The organism is Proteus sp. fly-1089 (assembly GCF_040138965.1).
Taxonomy (GTDB): Bacteria; Pseudomonadota; Gammaproteobacteria; order Enterobacterales; family Enterobacteriaceae; genus Proteus; species Proteus vulgaris_B.
On the sequence record NZ_JBEETS010000002.1, the window covers coordinates 566,985 to 592,601 of the forward strand.

Below are 25,617 nucleotides of genomic sequence, written 5' to 3' on the forward strand. Positions count from 1 at the left end.
TGTAGAGCATATTGATCTTTTCTGCTTGTTTTATAGCAAGAAAAGATCAATTCGACCTAGTATAAGAAAAAGAAATTAATCATGCAATAGCATAAAATTAACTCAATTTTTTTTAGGTGCGCCGTCTTCACCATAAAGAAAAGCAGAGACATCATCTTCCACTTCTCCCATTGCCATCAAGGCATCCAGAGTCTCTTTTGCTTCTTCTTCATTGACGATACTCATGGCAAAACCCACGTGTACTAATACCCACTTTCCAATCATCGTATGAGGCTCTCCCTCACAGACTAGTGCAATATTCACTTCACGTTTTACACCACAAACATCGACCATTGCATTTTCAGTGATTGTTTTTCCTACTTCAACAACCTGACCTGGAATACCAAGACACATAACAACCCCTATTCGATCTCTATTTGCTTTATTCGCATTGCATCATCATTCTCAACACGCATATTTTGGCTACCACAAGACGGGCACCCCGCGTTAAACGTTGAAACCGTCACGACTTGATGACAATCCCAGCACCACGCTTTTGCAGGAATAACTTCTATATGTAATTCACAGCCTTGTGCAATAGTGTCTCTGCAAACAATATCAAAACAAAACTCAAGCGCACTCACTTCAACACAAGATAATGCACCAATTTCCATCCATACGCTTTTTACTTTTTTTGCATTATTTAATTTTGCCTGAGAATCTATTATCTCAAATGCACTTTGGCAAAGTGTGATTTCATGCATGTCGATACCTTATTGAAGCAGGATAAATAATAGCAACTATAGTATCAGTACATAGTTGCTTTATTATTGATCTTAAAACAACAATTCAGCACCGGTTTCAAAAGCTGCTTTACGACGACGCTCTTTCACCATATCTTCAAGTGCGTCTCTATCAATACACACTAAAGCATGTGTTGGGCAAACTTCAATACATGCAGGCCCCGCTTCTCGGTGATGGCATAAATCACATTTATTTGCTTCAGCCTTAAATGCATCAATAGTATTGAGCGCAGTTAATTTGCGCATAATAGGGCGTGAAACCACCTCCATAGTGCCATAAGGGCAAGCCAACACACAGGTTTTACAGCCGATACATTTATCCTGATCGACATAGTAATAATCTTTATTATGAATAATGGCACCATTCGGGCACACATTTGCACAAGGGGCATCTTCACATTGGTGACAGACAACTGCTGTACTAATTGAGAATCCTTTAACCACATGAATTCGTGGTTGAAAATTTTGCTCACTAATTTGCTCAATAGCTAAATTATCTTGATCAGCTTGTTGATGTGAAACCACACAAGCTACCTCACAAGTATGGCAACCAATACATTTTTTAGGGTCTGCAATGATGAAACGGTTCATCATATTCTCCTGCTTTTTGTTATATATAGCTGTTATATATAGCCGTTATATATGGCGATAAATGCAACGAGTTATTCTAATTAAGAGTAATAATTAGAGTATCTATAGAATGAATCTAGCACGGTTCATGCCAATATATTTTTGATATAACTATTCCTTATTTTTCAATTAAATAATTTTTAAATAAAAATGATTATTAATTAATAAATAAGTCACTTCGTCAAATTATTCGACATTTTTGACGATAAATTAAAACGCTATATAACAAACTATATAACAGTTTGATAAGTTTATATTTTTAAGTTTCATTACAGATACAAAAATAGCGGGTTGGATCAAAAATGATTCAGTCATTGATATAAATTTATTATAAACCTACTACAATATAGCTAATTTTTTAGGGCAATCGGTGGTGTCATGAAATTAAGCAGTAACAATGCTGAAACTATGGAGAGCCTTCGTAATGAGCGTAACCAATATCGAATATTGGTTGATATCACAAACTCTGTATTAGCTCATCTAGACATGGATGGTCTTATTTCTGAAGTCTCTAAAGAAATACATCGTTTTTTTGGACTAAATCATATTAGTCTAATGTTATGCCGTACTTCATCACAAAATAGTCATGAAGGTATTCTTTATTCTAGCCGTTATCAGACTGGAAAATCAGTCATCCGTCAACAACGTAAGTTTAGTAGCGCGAATAACAAAGCAGAAGAAATTATTAATCAAAACAAACCTGTCTTAATTGATATTAATAATGAAGATCAAGAAGATGTTTTGATTAAACGTCTAGTTAAGCAAAATATGCAGACGGCTTTGTTATTGCCACTGGCTTTTAATCATAAACCACTAGGTTTATTAATTTTAGCACATGAAATCGGTAGTGTTTTTACCGACGATACCTGCCAATTGCTACAACAGATTGCGGCTCGTATTGGTATCGCTATTGAAAACGCAGCCGCATATGAAGAAATAACGCATCTAAAAGACAGTTTAAAGAATGAGAATATTTGGCTTAATGAGCAAATAGATAAAAATGGGTGCTTTAGTGAGATTATTTACCAAAGCGACGCTATGCATAATGTGCTCGAACAAATTGAATTAGTGGCACAAAGTGATAGCACTGTACTTATTTTAGGTGAAACAGGTACAGGTAAAGAATTAATTGCACGAGCGATTCATCGTCTTAGTCAGCGCAAAGATAAGTCGATGATAAAGATGAACTGTGCTGCTGTACCTTCTGGCCTATTAGAAAGCGATCTTTTTGGCCATGACAAAGGCGCATTTACGGGTGCAACCAATACACATATTGGTCGATTTGAAATGGCGGATAAAAGCACTCTATTTCTTGATGAAATTGGTGATATGCCAATTGAATTACAACCTAAACTGCTTCGTGTTCTTCAAGAGCGAGAAATAGAAAGACTGGGTGGTAATAAAGTTATTCCTGTTGATGTTAGGCTGATTGCAGCAACCAATAAAGATCTTCATGAATTAACAGATGAAGGTGAATTTAGAGAAGATCTCTATTATCGCCTTAATGTCTTCCCTATTATTATTCCGCCGTTAAGAGAACGACCAGAAGATATTCCACTTTTGGTTAAACATTTTACACAAAAAATTGCCCGTAGAATGGATAGAAAAATAGATTGTATTCCGGCCAATGCATTGGAACAATTAACACTTTATCCATGGCCAGGTAATGTCCGTGAGCTTGAAAATATTATTGAGCGTGCTGTTATTTTAACTCGAGGTTCAACATTAAACCTTCAATTAAAAGAGCTTCACATTAATAAGCCCTCTCGTTTAAAACAGGTACTGACTCAACCATCATCAATTGAAAAACGCATGCAAACTAATGCGCCAGAAAGTGATGATGAGGAGCGAGAAAGGATAATTCAAGCGTTAAGAGAAACCAATGGTGTTGTTGCTGGAGCCAGAGGTGCAGCTTTAAAACTAGGATTAAAACGAACAACGTTATTATCACGGATGCAACGTTTAGGTATTTCAATTCCAGAAATACTTTAATCTTGAAATAATTTCTTATTTATATAAAGAGAGTGTAATAATTTTATTACACTCTCTTTTTTTATTCATTTGAAACTTATTAATCTCTATCTATAATAAAAGTGATTATATCTTACTTATTATTCCTCTAATTAATTATTAATAATATAAATCATAAATGGAGCATATTATATATGAACAGCCTGCTTACAAATAAAATTAATGAGATAAAAAAAGAATATAAAAATAATAAATATGTCTTTATTCCTCAAAATGTTGTTATTGATTTAATAAAACAATTAGGTGCTGAAGAAAAAGATATTAATACTCTGATAGAGTACGGCGATTATTTAGCACAAGATCCCACCCTTTCGTTTCGTCACTCTCGAACAGGGCGCTACCTTTTTGATAATGACATAGAAACTATCTCCAGATTAGAGTACCAACCTTTTGTTCTCACTGAGGAAGATGGATTTATTCGTGAAGACAGTGGTGCACAAAGACATTTTAGAGCACTTGATGATCGCTGGCAGAGCAATACAGCCTATCAAGCCTTATTAAAGTTAAAAATGCTATTAATTCAAGGCAATACATTTACTCCTCGCCACTTAACAGATCAACAATCGCCAAAATCAATATCGACTGTTTTTCATTTAAGATTAATTGCTCAACCGGATTCTTTAAGCGAACTTTCAATTGAAGGAGTGCATAAGGATGGAGTTGACCACACCATGATTGTTACGATGAATAAGCATAATGTTAAGGACAATACAGGTGCTTTACGTGTTCATTCACCACAAGAAGCCATAGGAACACCTTGGCAAGAAATTAATCCTGAAAATGTGCTGTATGAACACAATAATGCACAATATCTTGATGTTTTATTAATTGCAGATAATGAGTTAAATCATAGCGGTACACCTATTTTTACTCATGATAATAAAAATCAGGCTTACCAAGATTTTATGGTTTTATTATCTCGTTATCCTACCGTTGATGCTCACCCGTCACATAAATTTGATTCAATGAATGCACACCCTGATTTACCCTTAACGCTTTATTTAAATCAGTCAGTTGCTTAGTCATAAAGCGTTATTATATAAATTAAAATCGTTGAGCTCGGCTAAGTAATAAATCAATAATCAAGACAAGGTTCGATTCAAAAGATGAGCTTTCGATAGTATCACAATGATAATTCACTGCATCGTCATAAATGGGAAAATGAATATCAGCAAGTTCTGCCAATGGATTGGCACTTGCACGAGTAAATGCAACAATCTTCATACCAATACTTTTTGCTATTCTCACCTTTTCAACTACTTGCTCTGTCTCTCCACTACGAGATATCGCAATAAAAACGGTATAGCGTGAAGCATTATTAATAAAGATATTCTTACTGTCGCTCAATCCTGAGAGAAATGCATCCTTGCCAATCAGTTGTAATCGCTTACTGATATATTCTGAGAATATATGAGAAAATCCTGCACCATAAATAAAAAATGAATTCTTACTGTTAATTAAATTAACAAAAGCGTGTCTTTTTTCATCTGAAATTAACGTGAAGGTTTTTAAATAATTTGCCAAAAACTGATCAAAAAGAGGCTCCGTTACCTCGTTTTCATCACTTTTTAATTGATGAGATTTTTCAGCCGTGGATAACAACTGCTTGCAATAATAAACCAACTCGCTATAACCAGAAAAACCTAATTTCTGGCAAAGTCGCATAATGGTCGTTGTCGAAACAAAATTGGCTTGTGCTAGTGCTCTGATCGTAAGTTTTCCAACTTGTGCTGGGTTATCAATTAAATAAGAGAGAATACGATATTCTGCGCGTGTTAATTCTGTTGCTCTTGAGAGTAAAGATGATAATCGTGCCGACATACCGGTTACCTTCATTGATACATCGTCCTTACCAACATAAAAGGAAAATGCTGTTCTGGTGATAGAACAGCATTTTTATTCAATTACTCGTTAACAGCAAGTGTTGAGATCAAACACGCTTGCCCTTTACATAAGCTTTACGTAATTCAGGCCAATATTCACGATTTGCTTCGATCATATCATCAAGGATCTTCTTCGCGTGGATCACACTTGGAACTGTTTTATTCAGTGTGAACGCCTCTAGTGCTTTTTCATAGCTACCTTCTAATGTTGCTTCCACCAATAATTGCTCTGATGCCAGTTGTTGTTCCAGTAAAGTCCGATGGAAACGAGGAATATCGCCGACACGAATAGGCTCAGGACCATGAGACGTAATATAAGCGGGTACTTCAACCATCGCATCATAAGGCAAATCAGAAATTGCGCCTTTATTTTCAACAATCACCAAGTGACGCTGACGTAAATCAAAAGCTAAAGAGCAAGCAACATCAACAATAAAGGCACCATGAACACCGACATGGAATGCATCTGGTAAAATCCCCGTCTCTTTATATTCTCGAGCAGCTTCAAACAGGCGTTTTTCACGACCATCCATCACTTCGTTTGCACGAGTGTAGTCAGGATCTTGATGTTCCACGATATAATTTGGCATCAAGTAGTACTGTAAATATGGGTTTGGAATATATTCAGGGAATGCTTCCATTAATGGCTGAATATGACGCCACGTTTTTACCCATGATGGATCAGAATGTTGTGGGTCAGTTTGTGCCGCATCTTCTGTTAAAAGACCAAATTTAGCGATATGTTCACGTAATTCAGGCAGTTTTTCTTCGCCTTTTACGCGCACTGAAGTAAACCAACCAAAGTGATTTAAGCCAAAATAATCCACATCTAAATCATGACGATCCACTTTTAATACAGCTGCCATATTACGCATTGCCGCAACAGGCATATCACAGATATTCAATACTCGAGCATTAGGACGTAAACGACGCACACCTTCAGCAACAATCGCCGCTGGATTAGAATAGTTTACAATCCATGCTTTAGGAGAAGCATGTTGTTCAACTAAATCAATTAGCTCAACCATTGGTAAAATAGTGCGTAAGCCATAAGCAAGTCCTCCGGGTCCACAGGTTTCTTGCCCAACAACACCATGACGTAATGGAATTTTTTCATCCTGTTCACGCATTTTGTATTGACCCACACGCATTTGGGCAAATACAAAGTGGGCACCATCAAATGCTGTTTCTGGATCTGTCGTCACCGTAAATTTAATGGTATCACTATGATCACGGATTACTTTTTCAACCACGGGTGCAATAGTATCTTGGCGATCTTTATCAATGTCGTATAAACGAATTTCACTCAGTGGAAAATCCTCTAAACGTACCATTAAACTTTTTACAATTCCCGGTGTATAGGTGCTTCCGCCGCCTGCAATACTTAAGATAAAAGGTGATTTCGTCATCTTACTTTCTCCTATTAAAGTGCGGCTTCGACCGCTTCACGCATTTTTTTTACATGTAATCCATAAACCACTTGAACATTATTACCGTGGCGAACAACGCCTTTAGCTCCGGTTTTTTTCAGTAGATCTTCATGAATTGCATCGACATTTTTAACAATGACTCGTAAGCGTGTATAACAATTATCAACGACTTCAATATTGTCACGCCCACCTAGCCCTTCAATAATGTTTTCACCTAAGCTATTAATTATTTTAGTGTTTTGTTCCTCGTCAGTGACTACTTCTGCTTTTTTCTTATAGTCTTCTTTGCTGTATAGACGCGTTTCTTCATCATCATCCTCTCGCCCAGGAGTTTTAAGATCTAGTTTTAAAATCAAGGTTCTAAAGATAACGAAATAGAGAACTGACATAATCAAACCCACCACGATATACATTGGCCAATTTGATTTTTCAGTCCCTAACGGCAAGTTATATAAAATAAAGTCAATGACACCATTTGCACCAATCGCATGAACTCCTAATAGGTAGAACAGCATCATGCCAATACCCGTCAATACGGCGTGAACTAAAAATAGAACAGGAGCAACAAAAAGGAAGGAAAACTCAAGAGGCTCTGTCACCCCTAGCAAGAAAGAAGTTGCAGCCGCAGGAATTAAAATCGCCTTTGCTATCTGCTTTTTCTCTTTTTTAGCTACAGAGATCATGGCTACAGCTGCTGCTGTTAGACCGAACATTTTAGCAATACCACGAGCATCCCAAATTACAGTACTACTGAGTTGTTTCACGTCAGGACAAGCCATTTCAGCAAAATAGATATTTCTTGCACCTTGGTAAGTTGTGCCACAAACATCAGCAACACCGCCTAGTTCGGTATACAAGAATGGGGTATAGACTAAATGGTGTAATCCTGTTGGGATAAGAATGCGTTCTAAGAATCCATAAATCAGCGCACCAAAAGCACCAGAGTCATGAATAACAAGTGCCATTTTAGTAATACCTGCCTGAGCAAAAGGCCAGATTTCACACATTAAAACGGCCAATGCAATGGTGAAGGGAATAGCAATAATGGCGACAAAACAATGACCAGAATAGATAGCCATAATGCCACTAAATTGACGACCTGAATAACGATTATAAAGCCATCCAGATATTGCCCCTGTTAAAATACCGGCAAATACCCCCATCTCAAGGACTTGAACACCTAACACCATGCCTTGACCTGCGGCTCGCATCTCTTCTGCGCTAACCAACTTCCCTTGCAGTGTTAGCGTAATATTCATCGCATTCGTGAAAATAACAAACACGACTAAGCCAATTAGCCCTGCATAACCTTTATCTTTTTTTGCTAAGCCAACAGGAATACCTACAGCAAAAATCAGCGCCAAATTGACTAAAATAGCAACCGATGATTTTGCGAGTAATTGTCCAATACTTTGAATAACCGGGTGATTTAAAAACGGAATATATTCCGCAAGATTGCCATTACCAAAGACGTTACCTAAAGCGATATATAAACCGATAATAGGCAATATCAAGACGGGTCCATATAAGGATTTACCAAACGCTTGTAGGGCATTAATGAGTTTTTTCATACAGTATCTCGTTGTTGTTTTCTTACACTCATTTCCATGACAGCATCCTGCGCTGGCCTTAAATAAAAAGCAATTTATCCACTTGATTTAGAAACGGATTACGTCAAAAGTAACATGTTACTTTTTTTATTGTGAGCCAACGCATGGTGAATATTCAGACAGATAAAAAGAGGGTTTAACGATAAGCTGTAGAAAAAAGAGCTTGTGACAATAAAAAATTATAAAAAAAACCGAGCTTACTGACACAAGGTCAATAAACTCGGTCTTAAGGCAGAAAAGTAATATTAATCAGATAAAATTAGCCCTCGGCGGCTTCTCTTAAACGACGTTTAATATTGCTATATTCCGTTTTCACATAGTGTTCTGCCTGAGCCTGTTCCTTGATTGGCTCAACACATACTGCACAATATTTATACTCAGGTGTTTTGGTTATTGGGCTTAAGTTTTCCGCAACGAGTTCGTTACAAGCACCAATCCACCACTGGTAAGTCATATATACCGCGCCTTTATTCGGTCTATCACTGACTGCAGCACGCGTAATCACTTTACCTTGACGAGAGCGTATCCAAACTAGCTCTTGATCTTTAATTCCTAGTTGTTTGGCATCTTCAGTGTTTAACTGAACATAACCCGGCTCATCAGCTAATGCCGCCAATGCTTTACAGTTACCCGTCATCGAACGGCAAGAGTAGTGCCCAACTTCACGGACTGTTGCCAGCACCATTGGGAATTCATCAGAAAGTTTGTCAATTGGTGGTGCCCACTCACAAGTAAAGAATTGACCTTTACCATTAGGGGTATCAAAGTTACCACCATCATACAAATATTGTGTACCCGGACTATCCTCTGTTGGGCAAGGCCATTGAATATAAGCCAAGTCCGCCATTTTTTCGTAAGTTGCACCATAATAAATTGGGCATAACTCACGCAACTCATCCCAAATCTCTTTGGTATTGTTGTAATGCATTGGATAACCCATTGCGGTTGCCATCAGACTGATGATTTGCCAGTCTGTTTTCACATCACCAACAGGTTCAACCGCTTTATAGAAACGTTGGAAACCACGGTCTGCTGCAGTGTAAACACCTTCATGTTCACCCCATGATGTTGCAGGGAAGATAACGTCAGCAATCGCTGCCGTTTTGGTCATAAAGATATCTTGGACTATCAGCAGTTCCAGTTTTTCAAAAGTTCTACGGATGGTTGCTAAATCAGGCTCAGTTTGCAGTGGATCTTCACCCATTACATAGTGAGCTTTTAATAAGCCGTGATCGATATTATGAGGAACTTCACTCAATGCATAGCCCACTTCTTCAGGCATAGATTCAATGCCCCAGAACTTAGCAAACTTCTCACGTGCTTTTTCGTCGGTAACGTATTGATAACCTGGTAGTGTGTTAGGTAATGCTCCCATATCACACGCGCCTTGTACGTTATTTTGACCACGAACGGGGCCAACTCCGACATATTTTTTACCTAAATTACCGGTTAATAATGCCAAACTAGTCAATGAACGGACAGTTTCAACACCTTGGTAGAATTGAGTAACACCCATCCCCCAAAGAATTGTTGCTGTTTCTGCTTTTGCGTACATACGCGCAGCTTCACGAATGATTTGAGCACTTAAACCTGTTGTTTCTTCAACCGATTCAGGTGTATAGCTTTCAACTAATTTACAATATTCTTCAAACTGCTCAGTATGATTTTCAATAAAGGATTTATCATGCAATCCTTCTTCAATAATCACATGTGCAATTGCATTTAATAGCGCAATGTTAGAACCATTTTTTAAGCCTAAGTGTAAATCAGCTAAGCGTGCTGTTTCGATGTAACGAGGGTCACATACAATAATTTTGGCACCCTTTTCTTTCGCCTTAACAATACGGCGAGCAACAATAGGATGCGAGTCTGCGGCGTTATAGCCGAAGACAAATAGACATTTGGTATCCTCAATCTCGACGATTGAGTTGCTCATAGCACCATTACCGACCGAACGCTGCAGACCTGCAACCGAAGGGCCGTGTCAGACACGAGCACAGCAGTCTATATTATTATTTCCGATAACCGCACGAGCAAATTTCTGCATAACGAAGTTAGCTTCGTTACCCGGACCTCGTGATGAGCCGGTTGTCATAATAGATTTAGCACCGTATTTCTCTTTGATAGCAAGCAGTTTGCTACTGGCAAACTCAATCGCTTCTTCCCAAGAAACCGATTCTAATTTTCCGCCTCTTTCTCGACGGATCATCGGTGTTTTAAGACGTGGAGTCAGTATCTTAGTATCATGGATAAAATCCCATCCATAATACCCTTTCAGACACAGCTCACCTTGGTTTGTTAAACCATTGGCTCCTTCAGCGCCAATGATTTTACCGTTTTCCACCTTCAGGTAGATTTTGCATCCTGAGGCGCAATACGGACAGACCGTGATGACTTTTTTCATCAACATTGCTCCTGTGTTCATCAACTTTCAGGTTATTACCTGATCTTCTCCTTTATCTATGCAGAGAGTGTGCCAAATAAGCATATTTTTTTAGCTTTTTGTAATGCAATGAAAAATAAAGGGAAATAAATATGAATAAATCAATGAACAAGTAACGAATAATGAAATAGTGAGGAGTCATCGACACTAATGACGATATTTATGTCGACTTTCATTTCTATCAATATACGTTATACATAAGGAGTTATAGCGAAAAAACATCTTTCATTTGATAAGAAATAACAATTGAGCAAATACGCTTTCTTATCTGCCTTTATCGAGGCCTTGCCGTATATAATGATGACAACATCCTAATATCTCTACCAATATTTCTATTTACTAGAACTATTCAAAATTAATAATTTTGATATTAATGTTATTCAAATAAAAAATTTTTAAACTTCAATAAAAAAAAGCACATAATACTGAACCTGAAAACAACTTCGCGGTCATAAAGACCTCTACACCATACATTTTGATAATAATTGAACATGCAAAAATTAAAGTTTTTAAGGTTTTCGAAAGAAAATATTGCCCTTTTTTTAGCTATCTATCTTGGTTTTTTTCTTAATATTTCCGTTTACATTGGCCGATACGGCACACAGAACACAAACAACCCCCTCATTGATGCATTATATATTCTAGGTGAAATTGCCGTTAATATTGCTTTTACTTTCTTCTTATTACGACTTATTTCTTTTTTTGGCTCTCTATTTTTTAAAGTAGTCGCCTCTTTTATTCTCGTTGTCAGTGTCTGTGCGAGTTACTATATTTCTTTTTATGACGTCGTCATTGGATACGGTATTATCATTTCAACACTCACCACAGATACCGATTTATCTAAAGAGCTGGTCAGCCCAAATGTGATTATTTGGATTATTGGCTTATCTATTTTGCCCTTAGCGCTTATTTGGCTATGTAAGAAACCAGAAAAAAATCTCACTACACAACAAAAGAAAAAAATCTGGATAAAAAATACCGTAAAAATGCTAGTGATTGCACTGGCTGTTTTTGCCTATTTAAAAACACTCGATTCAAGGCAAAAAGCCTATGAAATAAAAAATAATTTGGATCTACCAAGTTATAGTGGTGGCTTAAGTTATGCGTATTTGCCAACAAACTGGATTATTCCACTCTTTCAATATGCTATAACGCAATATGACGATACCTTTAATAACCAAAATATTTTTAATCCAGCCGATCATTTCACCTATCAACCATCAAAAGCTAATGAAGATGTATATGTTGTCTTTATTATTGGTGAGACCGCAAGATGGGATCATATGGGATTACTGGGTTATGAAAGACAAACAAATCCTCTATTAAGCCAAGAAAAAAACTTAGTTGCGTTTAAAGGTATTTCTTGTGATACCGCAACCAAACTTTCGCTAAAATGTATGTTTGTTCGTGAAAATGGGACCGAAAGTAACGACCAGCGTACATTAAAAGAGAACAATATTTTCTCAGTTCTGAAACAGTTAGGAATGACATCAGAACTTTTTTCAATGCAAAGTGAGCTGTGGTTTTACAATAAACTTGATTTAAACAACTATGCAATGAAAGAGATGATGACCGCGAAAAACAGCAACTTCGGTAAAGAGCTAGATGACACCTTATTAATTGCTGAAACGGCGAATGCCGTCGCTAATTATCCTAAAGGGAACCATTTAGTGATTCTACATACGAAAGGTTCTCACTTTATGTATTCTCAGCGTTATCCTGAGTCATTCAAAAAATATCAACCTGAATGTTTAAATGTGGATGATGAATGTACTAAAGAACAATTAGTGAATGCTTATGATAACTCGATTCTTTATACCGACTATTTTATTGATGGCATACTCGACACATTACGCGATAAGAAAGCCATTGTGTTTTATACCTCCGATCACGGTGAATCTATTTCAGAGAAAGGTGGCTTACACGGCACACCAAAAGAAATTGCACCACCAGAACAATTTAAGGTGCCTTTCTTAGTTTGGATGTCGGATAGTTATTTAGCTGAGCCTGAAAATAAACAGTTATTTGATAATCTAAAACGTAATCAAGATGCAGAGCGCACGTTCTATCATCACAATATTTTTGATTCGATGTTAGGTTGCTTAGGTTATTCATCGTCAGATGGTGGTATTAATAATCAAAATAACCTCTGTTTTGGTGATATGCCATCAACCCAAAATTAAATTTTCGTAATAACCAATAGACAAAACCCCATGCTTGATATTGAGCATGGGGTTTTTATTATCATAAGTATATATATTGTTTTATTTTTCTATATTTAAATCTTTCATTTTTAACTGTACAACTCCATCCCAGTTGTCAATATAATATTGACATTCATAACATCCTAATTCTGCGGCCTTCTTATAATAAAACCTTGCTTTTTCAAAATCTAACGGTATATCACGCCCTAAAAAATACTCAGTACCTACTGCTTGATAACCGCCATAATAACCCGCATCACCTGCTTGATGAAATAATTCCATTGCCTTTTTAATATTATTGTTTTTATCATACATATAACCTAAATTTACAGCTGATGGCCCCATGTAATCATCTTGTCGATCAATAGAGCGTTGGTAATATTTTTCAGCTTCAACATTATTACCACTTTGCTGATAAATAACTGAAACCATCCAATTAGCTTCACTATTACCATCATCAGCAAGTTTTATTAAACTATAAAATTCATCTTTTGTATTTGGCATTTTTATGTTGGACGATGCTAGAAAATCGGGATCATGTGAATAAACTTTATCAGGAACAAGAATATCAGCCATTGTGTTTCCACTTAACATAATTGCCGTACTAAAAAAAATGATTTTAATCCATCTATTTTTCATAACCATATATCATCACTATTAAGTAAGGTATTATTCTTTTGAGAAGAAATATGTGTATTAAATACGATATCGGAAATTTCAGTATGACGGCCATCATTCCATATAACAGTGCTTGTTAATAAAATTTGATTTCCATTTTCATCTATAACGCCATTTTTCTTATAATTTAAATCTATTGATTCTATACCTGAGCACTCAATCTTAATCAATTCATCAGCATCTGTTTTTCCATCAATATTTTTATCTATCCATAGATTTAAAGAAGACCAGATTATGTCGCTCTTATCAATTCTATTATCTTGATTGCTATCATATTGAGATAATGCTTCAAACCCGTGCTTTGCATAACCCTCTGATATATTAGAAGTATTATTACCAAACATTTCATTCCCATTATCTATAACACCATTTTTATTTTTATCAAATACAAGGAATGCACTATTATTATCTATCCATCCTGTCGATTCTTTTACTTCATCATTATTATGATCAAAATGAATACTCTCATCATCAGGTAATGTAAAAATCCCACTCTCTGTTAATGCAATAACTAATGGTGTTTCAGTTTCTTTCTGCTCATCAATATATTCTTGCATTTTTTCAATAATTTTATCTGGTGTATCACCAATTAATTGTAGAATATAATCTGGGTTGTGTTCTCCATTTTCAGTTAACGCTAATATATAGTTCACAAAATCAATACAATTATTATTAAATAGGTTATAGTTACTCTCAAAATGGGTATAATCACCTGACTTCATCTTTGATATTGCATTATTAATTCTACCAATAATTTCATTGGTATATAAAGGTAATGTAACGCTTGTCACTTTATTGGGATCATACCCTTTAGAATCATGAAAGGTTAAATTATCTGAACCACCTTCCATTTTAGATCCCCCCATTCCCCAACCAATTGACTCTCCTTTAAATTCAATCCAAGCATGACCAAACTTTGATTTTGTTGATTGGTTATTTATATCTGTATATACAGTATGTGATGGTGCTATTTTTACAGTAATTGTTTCTCGAATAGTGTAGTTTTTTCCTATTATTTCATTTCTTTCTATAAGACCAAAATCCTTTCCAACATTATTACCCATTTGATAATCCATTATAAAAATAGTGATATAAAAACATGACACTATAATTTATAGATTTATTTTTATATAAAAATAAAACCGCACTTAACATTTAATTTAAGTGCGGTTCATTTTATTTTTTTAATACATTTTTAATTATTGATTAAAACTTGCTTCAGTATAAAGTGGAGTAGATTGAATATCTTTTATTGTTTTCGCGCCACCTAACATCATATTAATTCTTAATTCTTTATTTAAATGTTGGATAACTGAATTCACACCTTCAGCACCACCTAAATTTAAACCATAAAGAATTGGACGACCTACTGCAACAACGTCTGCGCCACTTGCTAATGCTTTAAATACATGAGAGCCACGACGAACACCACTGTCAAAGACAATAGGAACACGTTTGTTCACGACTTTTGCAATGGCAGGTAACATATCAATGGTTGCAGGTGCGCTGTCTAATTGACGACCACCATGGTTAGAAACCCAAATTGCATCTGCACCTGCTTTAATGGCTGTATCTGCATCTTCAGGTGATTCGATACCTTTTACAATTACAGGTAAGCCAGACATTTTTTTCACATACTGAATATCTGCTGGTGTGAAAGCTTGTTTTGCTTGAGCATAAATTTCACTGATACCCGCACCTTTACCTGTCTTAGATTTGTCATCGCTAATTTTTGCGAATGCTTCTAAGTTGGCAAAACCTAATGGGAATTGGAAATTATTTTTCACATCATCTTCACGATACCCACCAACCGAAGAGTCGATAGTCATGATGATACCTTTAGCGCCATACTGTTTCGCTTGAGATAAAATATATTCGTTAAAGGCATCATTTTTGCTCATATAGAGCTGGAAGAAGAACGGATAACCTGGTTGAGCATCAGCCACTTCTTTGATGGTTTTATTTCCATAAGTACTTAATGAGAAAATAGAACCCGCTTTCGCCATACCTCTTGCTGTGGCAACTTCGCCTTGTTGATGAGCAAGCCCTTGAGCCGCCATCGGCGCCTGAATAATAGGCGTATCTAATTTAATACCTAGAAATTCTGTTTTTAGATTTATGTCAGAAAATTCGATGCCTTGTAATGAACGAGGCATAATATATTTTTTATCAAAAGCAGTCGTATTTGAACGTAAATTATTTTCGTCTTCTGCACCACCACGAATATAACCAAAAGCCCCTTTTTCCATATTCGCCTGAACTTGTGCTTCCATGGCTTTTAAGTTAACTATTTTAATTGGGCCTTCTGCTGTACTTGCTTTATATTCAGCTGCTTGTGCAACACCTACGCTTAATGCCATTGCAATAGCGGTTGTTTTTAATAGCTTATTTTTCATTTCTGATCCATTTGTTAATTTAATTAGGGGCTTATATCTATAATTTAATAAATTTTTATTTTCATTAAATTATACTTACCGAAAAATAATATAAGCCCTATTTTTAGGAAAAACTTAAATTAATCGATTACTTTTTTGTTAATGCATTATAACTTGTCATAAGGTTACGATAGTCTGGAATATGGTTAGCAAACAGTGTACCTAATCCTTCGACATCATTACGCCAATCACGGTGTAATTCACAAGCCAAACCAAACCAGTTAATCAATTGAGCACCCGCTTTTGACATTCTGTCCCACGCTGAATCACGTGCGATTGAATTGAAAGTCCCTGAAGCATCTGTGACAACAAATACTTCAAAACCTTCTTCAAGTGCTGATAATGCAGGGAATGCGACACAAACCTCAGTCACAACACCAGCAATAATTAGTTGTTTTTTACCTGTTGCTTTAACTGCTTTTACAAAATCTTCATTATCCCAAGCATTAATTTGTCCGGGGCGAGCTATATAAGGTGCATCAGGGAACATCTCAACAAGTTGAGGCATTAAAGGGCCATTAGGGCCATTTTCAAATGAGGTAGTCAAAATGGTAGGCAAATTAAAGTATTTAGCAGCATTGGCTAATGCTAATACATTATTATTGAATTTATCTGGCTCGATATCTCTCACTAAAGAGAGTAATCCGGCTTGATGGTCTACCAACAAAACAGCGGCATTATTTTTATCAATACGATGATATTTAAAGCTCATAATAATCTCCGATAATATAATAGAGGTAAGACTCAATTAAATCATAGCACCAAATTTATATGACGATATTCAGATCCTTTTAAATTTACATTTAAATGTACTTATTAATAATAAACAATCTATTGCAAACTTAAAATTTAATTGAATATCACGATACTTAATTAACTGCTTATTTGTTTATATAAATTTATTCGTTTCGTTGAAAAGAATTATAAGTGCAATCATTCTTAAATGAATCTAAAGATTATTGCTCTAACCGTTCAAAAAATTTGTTGATGTTGTAGGACAGGAAAAAGAAATAAAAAAACCCCCGCGGGCGGGGGTGAGATAAGCGCAACTAAAAGGTCTCTAACTTACTATCAGGAGATGGATCTCATTAATGACGATTACGGACAATTTGATAGCGACGAGTTAAGTACTCAACAGGTACGCTCCAAATATGGACTAATCGACAGAATGGGAATAATAAGAAAATCGTCATTCCTAAGAAAATATGCAGTTTAAATACCCATGCAACACCTTCAAGATTTGCTGAAGCACCACCATGGAATGTCACAATAGATTGTGCCCATGCCACCAGCTTCATCATTTCACTACCATCCATATGTTGTGCTGAGAATGGAATTGTTAGTAGACCTAATGCCACTTGAATAACCAGCAGCGTTAAAATCATAATGTCACCAAATGAAGATGTGGCTCTCACTCGTGGATTGGTTAAACGGCGTTTTAATAACATCACGCCCCCCACCAGCATTAACACACCACAAGTACCTCCCCCCACCATCGCCATAATTTGTTTATATTCAATAGGCAGGAATGATTCATACATCCAGTGTGGCGTTAACATACCTAAAAAATGCCCTGCAAAAATACCGATGATCCCAACGTGGAATAAATTAGAAGCCAATCGCATATTTTTCTTGTCTAGCATCTGGCTAGAGCCTGCACGCCAAGTGTATTGACCGTAATCATAGCGTAACCAGCTACCGATAATAAAAACGGCACCAGCAATATAGGGATAGATATCAAAAAATAACATATTGATGTAATTCATTTTTGTGCTCCCGTATTCAACGAATTCCCCACATTGAGATATTGAACTGCGGTTTCTTGTGCAAAACGACGCTGATGTTGGCTAATATTGCTACTGCCACATTGTGTACCTTCTCCAAGAAACGTCACTTGTTCTTCTTCCCATACTGCATCTAACGCCGCTGGGGTATCATCTAAAGGCTCTTTTTCTACTTGAGCAGTGAGTTGTGATGCTTCTAGCCCGCTTTGTGAAAGACAAAGCAATACATCAAAGAGAGCGTGATAATCACTGCCTCGCTGTTTTAAACGTTCACCTAACAGTGCCAAAATAGGAGCAATATTGTTTAGCCCTTCAATACACTCGGTTGTAGGTAAAAGTGTTAAATACTCAAGGTAAGTAGGCAAATAGTCAGGGAGTTCACGGCTACTTAATGTGATCCCCGCTTGTTGATATTGATTTAACAGATCAACCATTGCCTGACCACGATCGCGAGATTCACCATGAACATGTTCAAATAACAACAGTGACCGAGCTCGACCTCTATCAAAAAGCTCACTGTAGTTAGATTGCGCATCTAATAACTCTTGTTGCGTTAAAGCGTGAATAAACGCCATCAATTTTGCAACTTGAGTCACAGGAAGCTCATCGGCCTCCTGTAATGCATCAATAAGCTCGCCACGGTTATCCCACAACTCTTGTGTGGGATAATCTAAAAGATGAGAAATAACTTTCAGAGAAATCATTATATTTTCTCCTCTGAACGACGTTCATCCTGAGGTGTTCTTGAAGTGATATCAATCGCATCGATGCGATGACTATTAAACAAATTAAATTTGCTATCACTGCCATGGCAACCATCACCAAAGCTAAAACCACAACCATTACGTTCTGGAAAAGCCTCTCTTGCAAGTTCTCGATGACTTGATGGAATAACAAAGCGATCTTCATAATTTGCAATAGCAAGATAACGATACATCTCTTGTGCTTGTGCTTCAGTTAAACCGACTTGCTCTAACGCACTTAAATCAGTTTTTCCTTCTACGGTTTCAGCACGTTTGTAATGACGCATCGCTAACATTCGTTTTAGTGCTAATAATACTGGTGCAGTATCCCCAGCCGTCAGTAAATTGGCTAAATACTGAACTGGAATACGCAAGCTTTCTACATCAGGCAGAACGCCTGTATGTGGTAACACCCCTGCATCAGCAGCAGATTGAATTGGTGACAAAGGTGGTACATACCAAACCATTGGTAAGGTGCGGTATTCTGGATGCAATGGCAATGCGAGCTTCCAATCCACTGCCATTTTGTAGACAGGTGAACGCTGTGCTGCATCAATCACACTTAATGGAATACCTTGTTCTTCAGCCGCTTTGATAACTTCTGGATCAAAAGGATCTAAGAAGATATCTAACTGGCTTTGGTATAAATCTTTTTCATTATCCGCACTGGCAGCTTGTGAGATTTTATCTGCGTCATACAGCATTACACCCAGATAACGAATACGCCCTACACAAGTTTCTGAACACAGTGTTGGCTGACCGGCTTCAATACGTGGATAGCAGAAAATACATTTTTCTGACTTACCACTTTTCCAGTTGAAGTAGATTTTTTTGTATGGGCACCCAGTTAAACACATGCGCCACCCACGGCATTTATCTTGGTCGATAAGCACAATGCCATCTTCAGCGCGTTTATAAATCGCACCACTTGGGCAGGTCGCCACACAAGCAGGATTTAGGCAGTGTTCACATAAACGTGGTAAATACATCATGAATGTATTTTCAAACTGTCCATACATCTCTTTTTGCATGTTGGCGAAGTTTTTATCCGCAGCTCGTTTGCTAAATTCGCCACCTAAATCATCTTCCCAGTTTGGACCTCTTTCGATTTTAGTCATGCGTTGACCAGTGATCAGCGAGCGAGGACGTGCTGTCGGCAATGAGCCTTCTGGTGCATTTTTCAAATGCTCATAGTCGTAATCAAATGGCTCATAATAATCATCTAATGCAGGGACATCAGGGTTGGCAAAAATCTTAGATAACAGACCAACACGGTTACCCATTCTTGGCACTAATTTACCTTTGATATTTTTGATCCAGCCACCTTTCCACTTTTCTTGGTCTTCCCAATTTTGTGGGTACCCTGTACCTGGTTTTGTTTCAACGTTATTGAACCATGCGTATTCAACACCTTCACGGCTAGTCCATACGTTTTTACAGGTTACTGAACAGGTATGGCAACCGATACATTTGTCGAGGTTGAGTACCATACCGACTTGTGAACGAATTTTCATTATGCTTTCTCCTGTCCATTCAGGGTCTGTTGATAAGCATCACCTTCACCATCAAGCCAATCAATCTGTTTCATCTTACGCACCACAACAAACTCATCACGGTTAGAGCCAACAGTACCGTAGTAGTTAAAGCTATAAGCTAATTGAGCGTATCCACCAATCATATGGGTTGGTTTAGGGCAAACACGCGTCACAGAGTTGTGAATACCACCACGCATTCCTGTCACTTCTGAGCCGGGTAGGTTTATTTGACGCTCTTGTGCGTGATACATATAAATCATGCCATCAGGAATACGTTGACTGACAATGGCTCTTGCCGTTAACGCACCATTACTGTTGTACGCTTCAACCCAATCGTTATCGCTAACTCCCATCTCTTTAGCATCATCTTCACTTAGCCACACTACGGGGCCACCACGACCTAGTGTTAACATTAGTAAATTATCGCTATAAGTTGAGTGAATACCCCATTTTTGGTGAGGAGTCAGGAAGTTCAGCGCTTTTTCAGGGAAACCATTTGGTTTTTTACCCTTAACCGCATCAATCGCTTTGGTATCAATTGGTGGACGATAAACCACTAAGCTTTCACCGTAAGCACGCATCCACTCGTGATCTTGATACAACTGCTGGCGACCACTTAACGTACGCCAAGGGATCATCTCGTGAACGTTGGTATAACAAGCGTTATAAGAGACATGCTCATCTTCAAGACCAGACCATGTAGGGCTTGAGATAATCTTACGAGGTTGAGCAACGATATCGCGGAAACGAATTTTTTCGTCTTCTTTCACTTTGGCTAAATGCGTGTGATCACGTCCAGTCACTTTACTTAGTGCATCCCACGCTTTTACAGCCACTTGACCATTAGTTTCAGGCGCTAAAGAGAGGATAACTTCAGCAGCATCAATTGCCGTTTCAATCGCTGGACGCCCTTTTGCTGCGCCATCATGACGAACACGATTGAGTTTTTTCAGGAAATCGACTTCTGTTTGTGTATTCCAACTGATCCCTTTACCGCCATTACCCAATTTATCCATCAGAGGGCCAAGTGAGGTAAAGCGAGCATAAGTATTTGGATAATCACGCTCAACAGGAATAAGGTGTGGTGCTGTTTTACCCGGAATAAGGTCACATTCACCTTTTTTCCAATCTTTTACATCGAAAGGCTGTGCCATTTCAGCAGCAGAGTCATGTTGAATAGGTAATGTCACTAAATCGGTTTCAACCCCTAAATGGCCTACACACAATTTAGAGAAGGTTTTAGCGATACCTTTATAGATTTCCCAGTCTGTTTTAGACTCCCAAGCAGGATCAACGGCTGCCGTTAATGGGTGAATAAATGGATGCATATCCGAAGTATTCATATCGTCTTTTTCATACCATGTTGCGGTTGGTAAAACGATATCTGAGAAAAGACAGGTACTTGACATGCGGAAGTCTAAAGTCACCACTAAATCAACTTTACCTTCACCACCTTTATCTTGCCATTCCACTTCTTGTGGCTTAACTTGACCTTGCTCGCCTAAATCTTTACCTTGTAACCCGTTCTCTGTACCTAGCAGGTATTTCAGTAAATACTCATGTCCCTTACCCGCCGAACCTAATAAGTTAGAACGCCAAATAAATAAATTACGAGGGAAGTTTTGTGGGTTATCAGGTTGCTCTGAAGCAAAACGGATTTCACCTGATTTCAATGCATTAACGGTATAATCAGTGGCACTAACGCCTGCCTCTTGGGCTTTTTTCGCAATAGTCAGAGGGTTTAAGTTTAATTGAGGCGCCGATGGTAACCACCCCATACGTTCTGAACGCACGTTCATATCAACCAAGCTACCACTAAAGCGTGATTTATCCGCTAATGGTGATAATAACTCCGTTGGTGATACGGTCTCGTAACGCCACTGACTGGAGTGATTATAAAAGAACGATGTACTGTTCATATGACGAGGTGGACGTTGCCAATCAAGACCAAAGGCTAAAGGCAACCAACCTGTTTGTGGACGTAATTTTTCTTGTCCAACATAGTGTGCCCAACCGCCACCGCTTTGCCCGACACAACCGCAGAAAATCAGCATGTTGATAATACCGCGATAGGTCATATCCATGTGATACCAGTGGTTAATACCTGCACCCACAATCACCATAGAACGACCATGCGTTTTTTCTGCATTATCTGCAAATTCACGCGCAATACGGGTGATATCTTGACGGTTTACGCCTGTAACTTTTTCTGCCCATGCTGGTGAATATGCTTTGATTTCATCATAATTTGATGCGCAGTTTTCATCATTTAAGCCACGATCAATACCGTAGTTTGCTAATAACAAGTCATAGACAGTTGTAACGTATTTTTCTTCGCCATTCGCAAGTGTAATACGCTTAGCTGGCAGTTTATGAACGAGAACATCATCAAGGGCAACACCTTCAAAGTATTCACTCTTAATGCCACCAAAGTAAGGAAATGCAACATCAACAACATCATCGTGGCTCTCTAGAAGCCCCAATTGTAAAGTGACTTCTTCGCCACTTTTACCGTCTTTAGGCTCTAGATTCCATTTAGCAGCCCCTTCCCAACGAAAGCCCATTGAACCCTGAGGAGCAACCAGTTGCTGTGTTTTTTCATCAATAGCAATGGTTTTCCACTCTGGGTTTTTCTCCTGATCAAGATTGTTCACTAAATCAGAAGCACGTAGCATGCGACCCGCAACTAAATTGCCAGAATCATGTTTATCTAACATCACTAACATTGGCATGTCAGTGTAAGTGCGCACGTAGTTACTAAAGTATTCAGTTTGGCGTTTAACGTGGAATTCGTTAAGAATAACGTGTCCCATCGCCATTGCCATTGCGCTGTCAGTACCTTGTTTTGGATTTAACCATTGGTCACACAGTTTAGCGATTTCAGCGTAATCCGGTGTAACCGCAACGGTTTTTGTTCCTTTGTAGCGAACTTCTGTAAAGAAGTGGGCATCTGGAGTACGTGTTTGCGGTACGTTAGAGCCCCATGCAATCAGATAAGAAGAGTTATACCAGTCCGCTGATTCAGGAACGTCTGTTTGCTCACCCCATGTCATTGGTGATGCGGGTGGTAAATCGCAATACCAATCGTAAAAACTTAAACATGCCCCGCCAATAAGGGATAAATAACGCGCACCCGCAGCGTATGACACCATCGACATTGCCGGAATTGGCGAAAAGCCGATAATACGATCAGGACCATATTCTTTAGCTGTAAATACGTTAGAAGCGGCAATAATTTCATTCACTTCAGACCATGAAGAGCGAACAAAACCACCACGACCACGTGCTTGTTTATAGCTTTTCGTTTTTTCTGGCGAGCTGATAATTGAAGCCCAAGCATCGACAGGATCACTGTGTTGTGCTTTCGCTTCACGCCATAATTTAATTAAGCGTTTACGCACCATAGGATATTTAACGCGGTTTGCGCTGTATAAATACCATGAATAGCTTGCACCACGAGGGCAACCTCGAGGTTCATGATCGGGTAAATCAGGGCGTGTACGTGGGTAATCCGTTTGTTGGGTTTCCCAAGTTACTAACCCATTTTTGACATAAATTTTCCAGCTACATGAGCCTGTACAGTTAACACCATGAGTAGAACGGACAATTTTGTCATGTTGCCAGCGACTACGATAACCATCTTCCCAGTCACGATTAACATTTAATTCTTGGCCATGATCCTTTGAAAAGGTATCGCCAAGTTGTTTAAAATAGCGGAATCTATCGAGAAACTTACTCATCAGATACTCTCCCAATGCGCGCGAGCGCTCTCACATTGCGTATAATTCGTCATTATTGTTTATTGTGTTTACGTCCATAGACCAACCAAGTGATCAAGACGCAGGCGATATAAAATAGAACAAAGATTTTCATGGCTCCGGCAGGTGAGCCAGTCATTGCAAGTGATGTGCCAAAGGCTTTAGGAATAAAGAAGCCCCCAATTGCACCAATTGCAGAGATAAAACCAAGCGCAGCCGCACTTTCTGTTACCGCTTCTTTTTGAGCGGCTTCATCGGAAGCACCTTGTGCTTTCATACGGTCAACAGTAATTTTTCTAAACACCACTGCAATCATTTGGAATGTAGAACCACTACCTAAACCTGCGGTTAAAAACAGCACCATAAAGACGCCATAAAACGCGATAAATGAGCCACCAGCACCGTTTTCAGGTAGTGTTAAGAAAAGTAGAGCAGAGAAAATTGCCATGATGATAAAGTTAATCAGCGTGACTCTAATCCCCCCAAATTTATCAGACAAAGCGCCACCGACAGGGCGAGCTAAGGCACCTAATAAAGGTCCAAAGAAGGCATAATGTAAAATAATGATATCTGGGAATTGGGTTTTAGATAACATCGCAAAACCCGCTGAAAAACCGATAAATGAACCAAAAGAACACAGGTATAAAATACTTAATAACCAGAGGTGACCACGTTTTAAAACGGGTAATTGCTGGCTTAAAGAGGCTTTATTCGCCGCAAGGTCGTTCATACCAAACCATGCCGCAAATGTCAGAATAAGTAAGAAAGGAACCCAAATCCACGCGGCATTTTCTAACCATAAACGTGAACCATCTGGCTGAACAACACCCGGACCACTAAACATTGCAAAAACGCCAACACCAATCACTAATGGTGCGACTAACTGCATAACACTGACACCCAGATTACCTAATCCACCATTTAATCCTAATGCACCACCTTGACGTGCTTTAGGAAAGAAAAAGCTGATATTTGCCATACTGGATGCAAAGTTTGCCCCAGCAAACCCACATAATAGAGAAATGACAATAAAGGTTGAATAGGTCGTTGTCGTGTCTTGCACTGCAAAACCCAGCCAAATACAAGGAATAATCAGAAATACCGTGCTGATTGCTGTCCAGCGACGACCACCAAAGATAGGAATAACAAAAGAGTAAGGAACGCGCAAAATAGCGCCAGATACCGAAGGTAATGCTGTCAGCATAAACAACTGATCTGTGGTAAAGTTAAAACCTACTTTATTCAAATTTACTGCAACGGCACTAAAAAGCATCCATACACAGAACGATAAAAGTAAACAAGGAACAGAAATCCATAAATTGCGTGAAGCGATCTTTTGACCAGTCTTTTCCCAAAAAGCTTTATCTTCAGGATGCCAATCTTCGATCACCCCTTTTCTCATTTTTTCTGGGTGTTGAGTGAGTGCCATAACAACCTCGATTAACGGTTAGATTGGCACCTTTTTACGATTAGATTTGTTAATAAGTCATGATCTGCATCAAGCAAGGTTTTGTTTGATTTTTAGACTGATTGTATTATTCACACCTAAGTATTAATAGGGTTAGTCTTAATTTTTCATTTTAAATTAACAAGTTAAATAAAAAACACTATACTTTGTAAGTGAAATTACACCTACTGGCTATTTAGGGGTAATACTTTAGTAGTATGTGA

At 38.0% G+C, this 25,617-nt stretch carries 19 protein-coding genes; 3 read left to right on the forward strand and 16 right to left on the reverse strand.

The genetic code is table 11. The annotated features are described in order from the left end of the window. Positions 1-102: 102 nt before the first annotated feature. The 3 genes from hybG to hydN form a co-directional block, all read right to left on the reverse strand. Positions 103-393, reverse strand: coding sequence for a hydrogenase maturation factor HybG (hybG, locus tag ABN080_RS09035; protein ID WP_072069834.1), 291 nt, complete (start codon positions 391-393; stop codon positions 103-105). A gap of 8 nt (positions 394-401) precedes the next feature. After that, entirely contained in the window at positions 402-743 is a 342-nt protein-coding gene (gene hypA / locus ABN080_RS09040; protein WP_109409209.1) for a hydrogenase maturation nickel metallochaperone HypA, read from the reverse strand. A 72-nt stretch (positions 744-815) separates the two neighbouring features. Continuing rightward, the gene (hydN, locus tag ABN080_RS09045) at positions 816-1,373 is read right to left on the reverse strand and encodes an electron transport protein HydN (protein ID WP_349439274.1); all 558 of its coding nucleotides are present in this window, start codon (positions 1,371-1,373) and stop codon (positions 816-818) included. Between the two features lie 417 nt (positions 1,374-1,790). Between hydN and ABN080_RS09050 the strand changes: the two genes are divergently transcribed. Together ABN080_RS09050 and ABN080_RS09055 are read left to right on the forward strand one after the other, a co-directional pair. After that, on the forward strand, positions 1,791-3,404 hold the full coding sequence (locus ABN080_RS09050) for a sigma 54-interacting transcriptional regulator (RefSeq protein WP_349440863.1): 1,614 nt from the start codon (positions 1,791-1,793) through the stop codon (positions 3,402-3,404). 173 nt (positions 3,405-3,577) lie between these two features. Then, entirely contained in the window at positions 3,578-4,465 is an 888-nt protein-coding gene (locus ABN080_RS09055) for a 2OG-Fe dioxygenase family protein (RefSeq protein ID WP_196554882.1), read from the forward strand. A 22-nt stretch (positions 4,466-4,487) separates the two neighbouring features. Here the strand turns inward: ABN080_RS09055 and ABN080_RS09060 are convergent, their stop codons facing one another. The 4 genes from ABN080_RS09060 to fdhF form a co-directional block, all read right to left on the reverse strand. Beyond that, positions 4,488-5,264 (reverse strand): MurR/RpiR family transcriptional regulator, encoded by a 777-nt coding sequence (locus ABN080_RS09060; protein ID WP_072069839.1) that lies wholly within the window; start codon positions 5,262-5,264, stop codon positions 4,488-4,490. Positions 5,265-5,373: 109 nt separating this feature from the next. Beyond that, complete coding sequence (locus ABN080_RS09065; protein WP_115350573.1) at positions 5,374-6,735, reverse strand: 6-phospho-alpha-glucosidase; 1,362 nt, start codon at positions 6,733-6,735, stop codon at positions 5,374-5,376. Positions 6,736-6,749: 14 nt separating this feature from the next. Continuing rightward, on the reverse strand, positions 6,750-8,327 hold the full coding sequence (locus ABN080_RS09070) for a PTS transporter subunit EIIC (RefSeq protein WP_349440864.1): 1,578 nt from the start codon (positions 8,325-8,327) through the stop codon (positions 6,750-6,752). A gap of 298 nt (positions 8,328-8,625) precedes the next feature. Next, on the reverse strand, positions 8,626-10,770 hold the full coding sequence (gene fdhF, locus ABN080_RS09075) for a formate dehydrogenase subunit alpha (protein WP_340894930.1): 2,145 nt from the start codon (positions 10,768-10,770) through the stop codon (positions 8,626-8,628). A 530-nt stretch (positions 10,771-11,300) separates the two neighbouring features. On the opposite strand from fdhF, the gene eptB reads away from it, so the two are divergent. Then, positions 11,301-12,992: a kdo(2)-lipid A phosphoethanolamine 7''-transferase gene (gene eptB / locus ABN080_RS09080; RefSeq protein WP_349440865.1), complete on the forward strand. Its 1,692-nt coding sequence runs from the start codon at positions 11,301-11,303 to the stop codon at positions 12,990-12,992. 81 nt (positions 12,993-13,073) lie between these two features. Here eptB and ABN080_RS09085 read toward each other — a convergent pair whose 3' ends face one another. The 9 genes from ABN080_RS09085 to ABN080_RS09125 all read right to left on the reverse strand — a co-directional run bounded on the left by ABN080_RS09085 (position 13,074) and on the right by ABN080_RS09125 (position 25,375). Further along, entirely contained in the window at positions 13,074-13,589 is a 516-nt protein-coding gene (locus ABN080_RS09085) for a tetratricopeptide repeat protein (protein WP_349440866.1), read from the reverse strand. A gap of 59 nt (positions 13,590-13,648) precedes the next feature. Beyond that, positions 13,649-14,755 carry an SPM autocatalytic domain-containing protein gene (locus ABN080_RS09090; RefSeq protein ID WP_349440867.1) on the reverse strand — a complete coding sequence of 369 codons (1,107 nt, stop codon included), beginning with the start codon at positions 14,753-14,755 and terminating at the stop codon, positions 13,649-13,651. A gap of 135 nt (positions 14,756-14,890) precedes the next feature. After that, positions 14,891-16,087: a lactate oxidase gene (locus ABN080_RS09095; RefSeq protein WP_349440868.1), complete on the reverse strand. Its 1,197-nt coding sequence runs from the start codon at positions 16,085-16,087 to the stop codon at positions 14,891-14,893. Between the two features lie 127 nt (positions 16,088-16,214). Beyond that, positions 16,215-16,838 carry an isochorismate family cysteine hydrolase YcaC gene (gene ycaC, locus ABN080_RS09100; protein ID WP_072069846.1) on the reverse strand — a complete coding sequence of 208 codons (624 nt, stop codon included), beginning with the start codon at positions 16,836-16,838 and terminating at the stop codon, positions 16,215-16,217. Positions 16,839-17,214: 376 nt separating this feature from the next. Further along, entirely contained in the window at positions 17,215-17,892 is a 678-nt protein-coding gene (gene narI / locus ABN080_RS09105) for a respiratory nitrate reductase subunit gamma (protein WP_109409196.1), read from the reverse strand. Then, positions 17,889-18,614, reverse strand: coding sequence for a nitrate reductase molybdenum cofactor assembly chaperone (gene narJ, locus ABN080_RS09110; protein WP_072069848.1), 726 nt, complete (start codon positions 18,612-18,614; stop codon positions 17,889-17,891). Before narJ ends, narI begins: the two co-directional genes overlap by 4 nt. Beyond that, positions 18,614-20,167, reverse strand: coding sequence for a nitrate reductase subunit beta (gene narH / locus ABN080_RS09115; protein ID WP_072069849.1), 1,554 nt, complete (start codon positions 20,165-20,167; stop codon positions 18,614-18,616). The genes narJ and narH overlap by 1 nt, the downstream gene beginning before the upstream one ends. Then, complete coding sequence (locus tag ABN080_RS09120) at positions 20,167-23,928, reverse strand: nitrate reductase subunit alpha (protein WP_349440869.1); 3,762 nt, start codon at positions 23,926-23,928, stop codon at positions 20,167-20,169. Before ABN080_RS09120 ends, narH begins: the two co-directional genes overlap by 1 nt. A gap of 52 nt (positions 23,929-23,980) precedes the next feature. Continuing rightward, positions 23,981-25,375 (reverse strand): NarK family nitrate/nitrite MFS transporter, encoded by a 1,395-nt coding sequence (locus tag ABN080_RS09125; RefSeq protein WP_072069851.1) that lies wholly within the window; start codon positions 25,373-25,375, stop codon positions 23,981-23,983. Positions 25,376-25,617 lie beyond the last annotated feature (242 nt).

Coding starts and splice junctions, on each gene's coding strand:
- hydN (WP_349439274.1), bottom strand. CDS start 1,373: ATGAACCGTTTCATCATTGCAGACCCTAAAAAATGTATTGGTTGCCAT.
- narH (WP_072069849.1), bottom strand. CDS start 20,167: ATGAAAATTCGTTCACAAGTCGGTATGGTACTCAACCTCGACAAATGT.
- ABN080_RS09120 (WP_349440869.1), bottom strand. CDS start 23,928: ATGAGTAAGTTTCTCGATAGATTCCGCTATTTTAAACAACTTGGCGAT.
- ABN080_RS09070 (WP_349440864.1), bottom strand. CDS start 8,327: ATGAAAAAACTCATTAATGCCCTACAAGCGTTTGGTAAATCCTTATAT.
- narJ (WP_072069848.1), bottom strand. CDS start 18,614: ATGATTTCTCTGAAAGTTATTTCTCATCTTTTAGATTATCCCACACAA.
- ABN080_RS09055 (WP_196554882.1), top strand. CDS start 3,578: ATGAACAGCCTGCTTACAAATAAAATTAATGAGATAAAAAAAGAATAT.
- ABN080_RS09050 (WP_349440863.1), top strand. CDS start 1,791: ATGAAATTAAGCAGTAACAATGCTGAAACTATGGAGAGCCTTCGTAAT.
- hybG (WP_072069834.1), bottom strand. CDS start 393: ATGTGTCTTGGTATTCCAGGTCAGGTTGTTGAAGTAGGAAAAACAATC.
- narI (WP_109409196.1), bottom strand. CDS start 17,892: ATGAATTACATCAATATGTTATTTTTTGATATCTATCCCTATATTGCT.
- ABN080_RS09060 (WP_072069839.1), bottom strand. CDS start 5,264: ATGTCGGCACGATTATCATCTTTACTCTCAAGAGCAACAGAATTAACA.
- ABN080_RS09090 (WP_349440867.1), bottom strand. CDS start 14,755: ATGGGTAATAATGTTGGAAAGGATTTTGGTCTTATAGAAAGAAATGAA.
- ABN080_RS09065 (WP_115350573.1), bottom strand. CDS start 6,735: ATGACGAAATCACCTTTTATCTTAAGTATTGCAGGCGGCGGAAGCACC.
- ABN080_RS09095 (WP_349440868.1), bottom strand. CDS start 16,087: ATGAAAAATAAGCTATTAAAAACAACCGCTATTGCAATGGCATTAAGC.
- eptB (WP_349440865.1), top strand. CDS start 11,301: ATGCAAAAATTAAAGTTTTTAAGGTTTTCGAAAGAAAATATTGCCCTT.
- ABN080_RS09125 (WP_072069851.1), bottom strand. CDS start 25,375: ATGGCACTCACTCAACACCCAGAAAAAATGAGAAAAGGGGTGATCGAA.
- hypA (WP_109409209.1), bottom strand. CDS start 743: ATGCATGAAATCACACTTTGCCAAAGTGCATTTGAGATAATAGATTCT.
- ABN080_RS09085 (WP_349440866.1), bottom strand. CDS start 13,589: ATGGCTGATATTCTTGTTCCTGATAAAGTTTATTCACATGATCCCGAT.
- ycaC (WP_072069846.1), bottom strand. CDS start 16,838: ATGAGCTTTAAATATCATCGTATTGATAAAAATAATGCCGCTGTTTTG.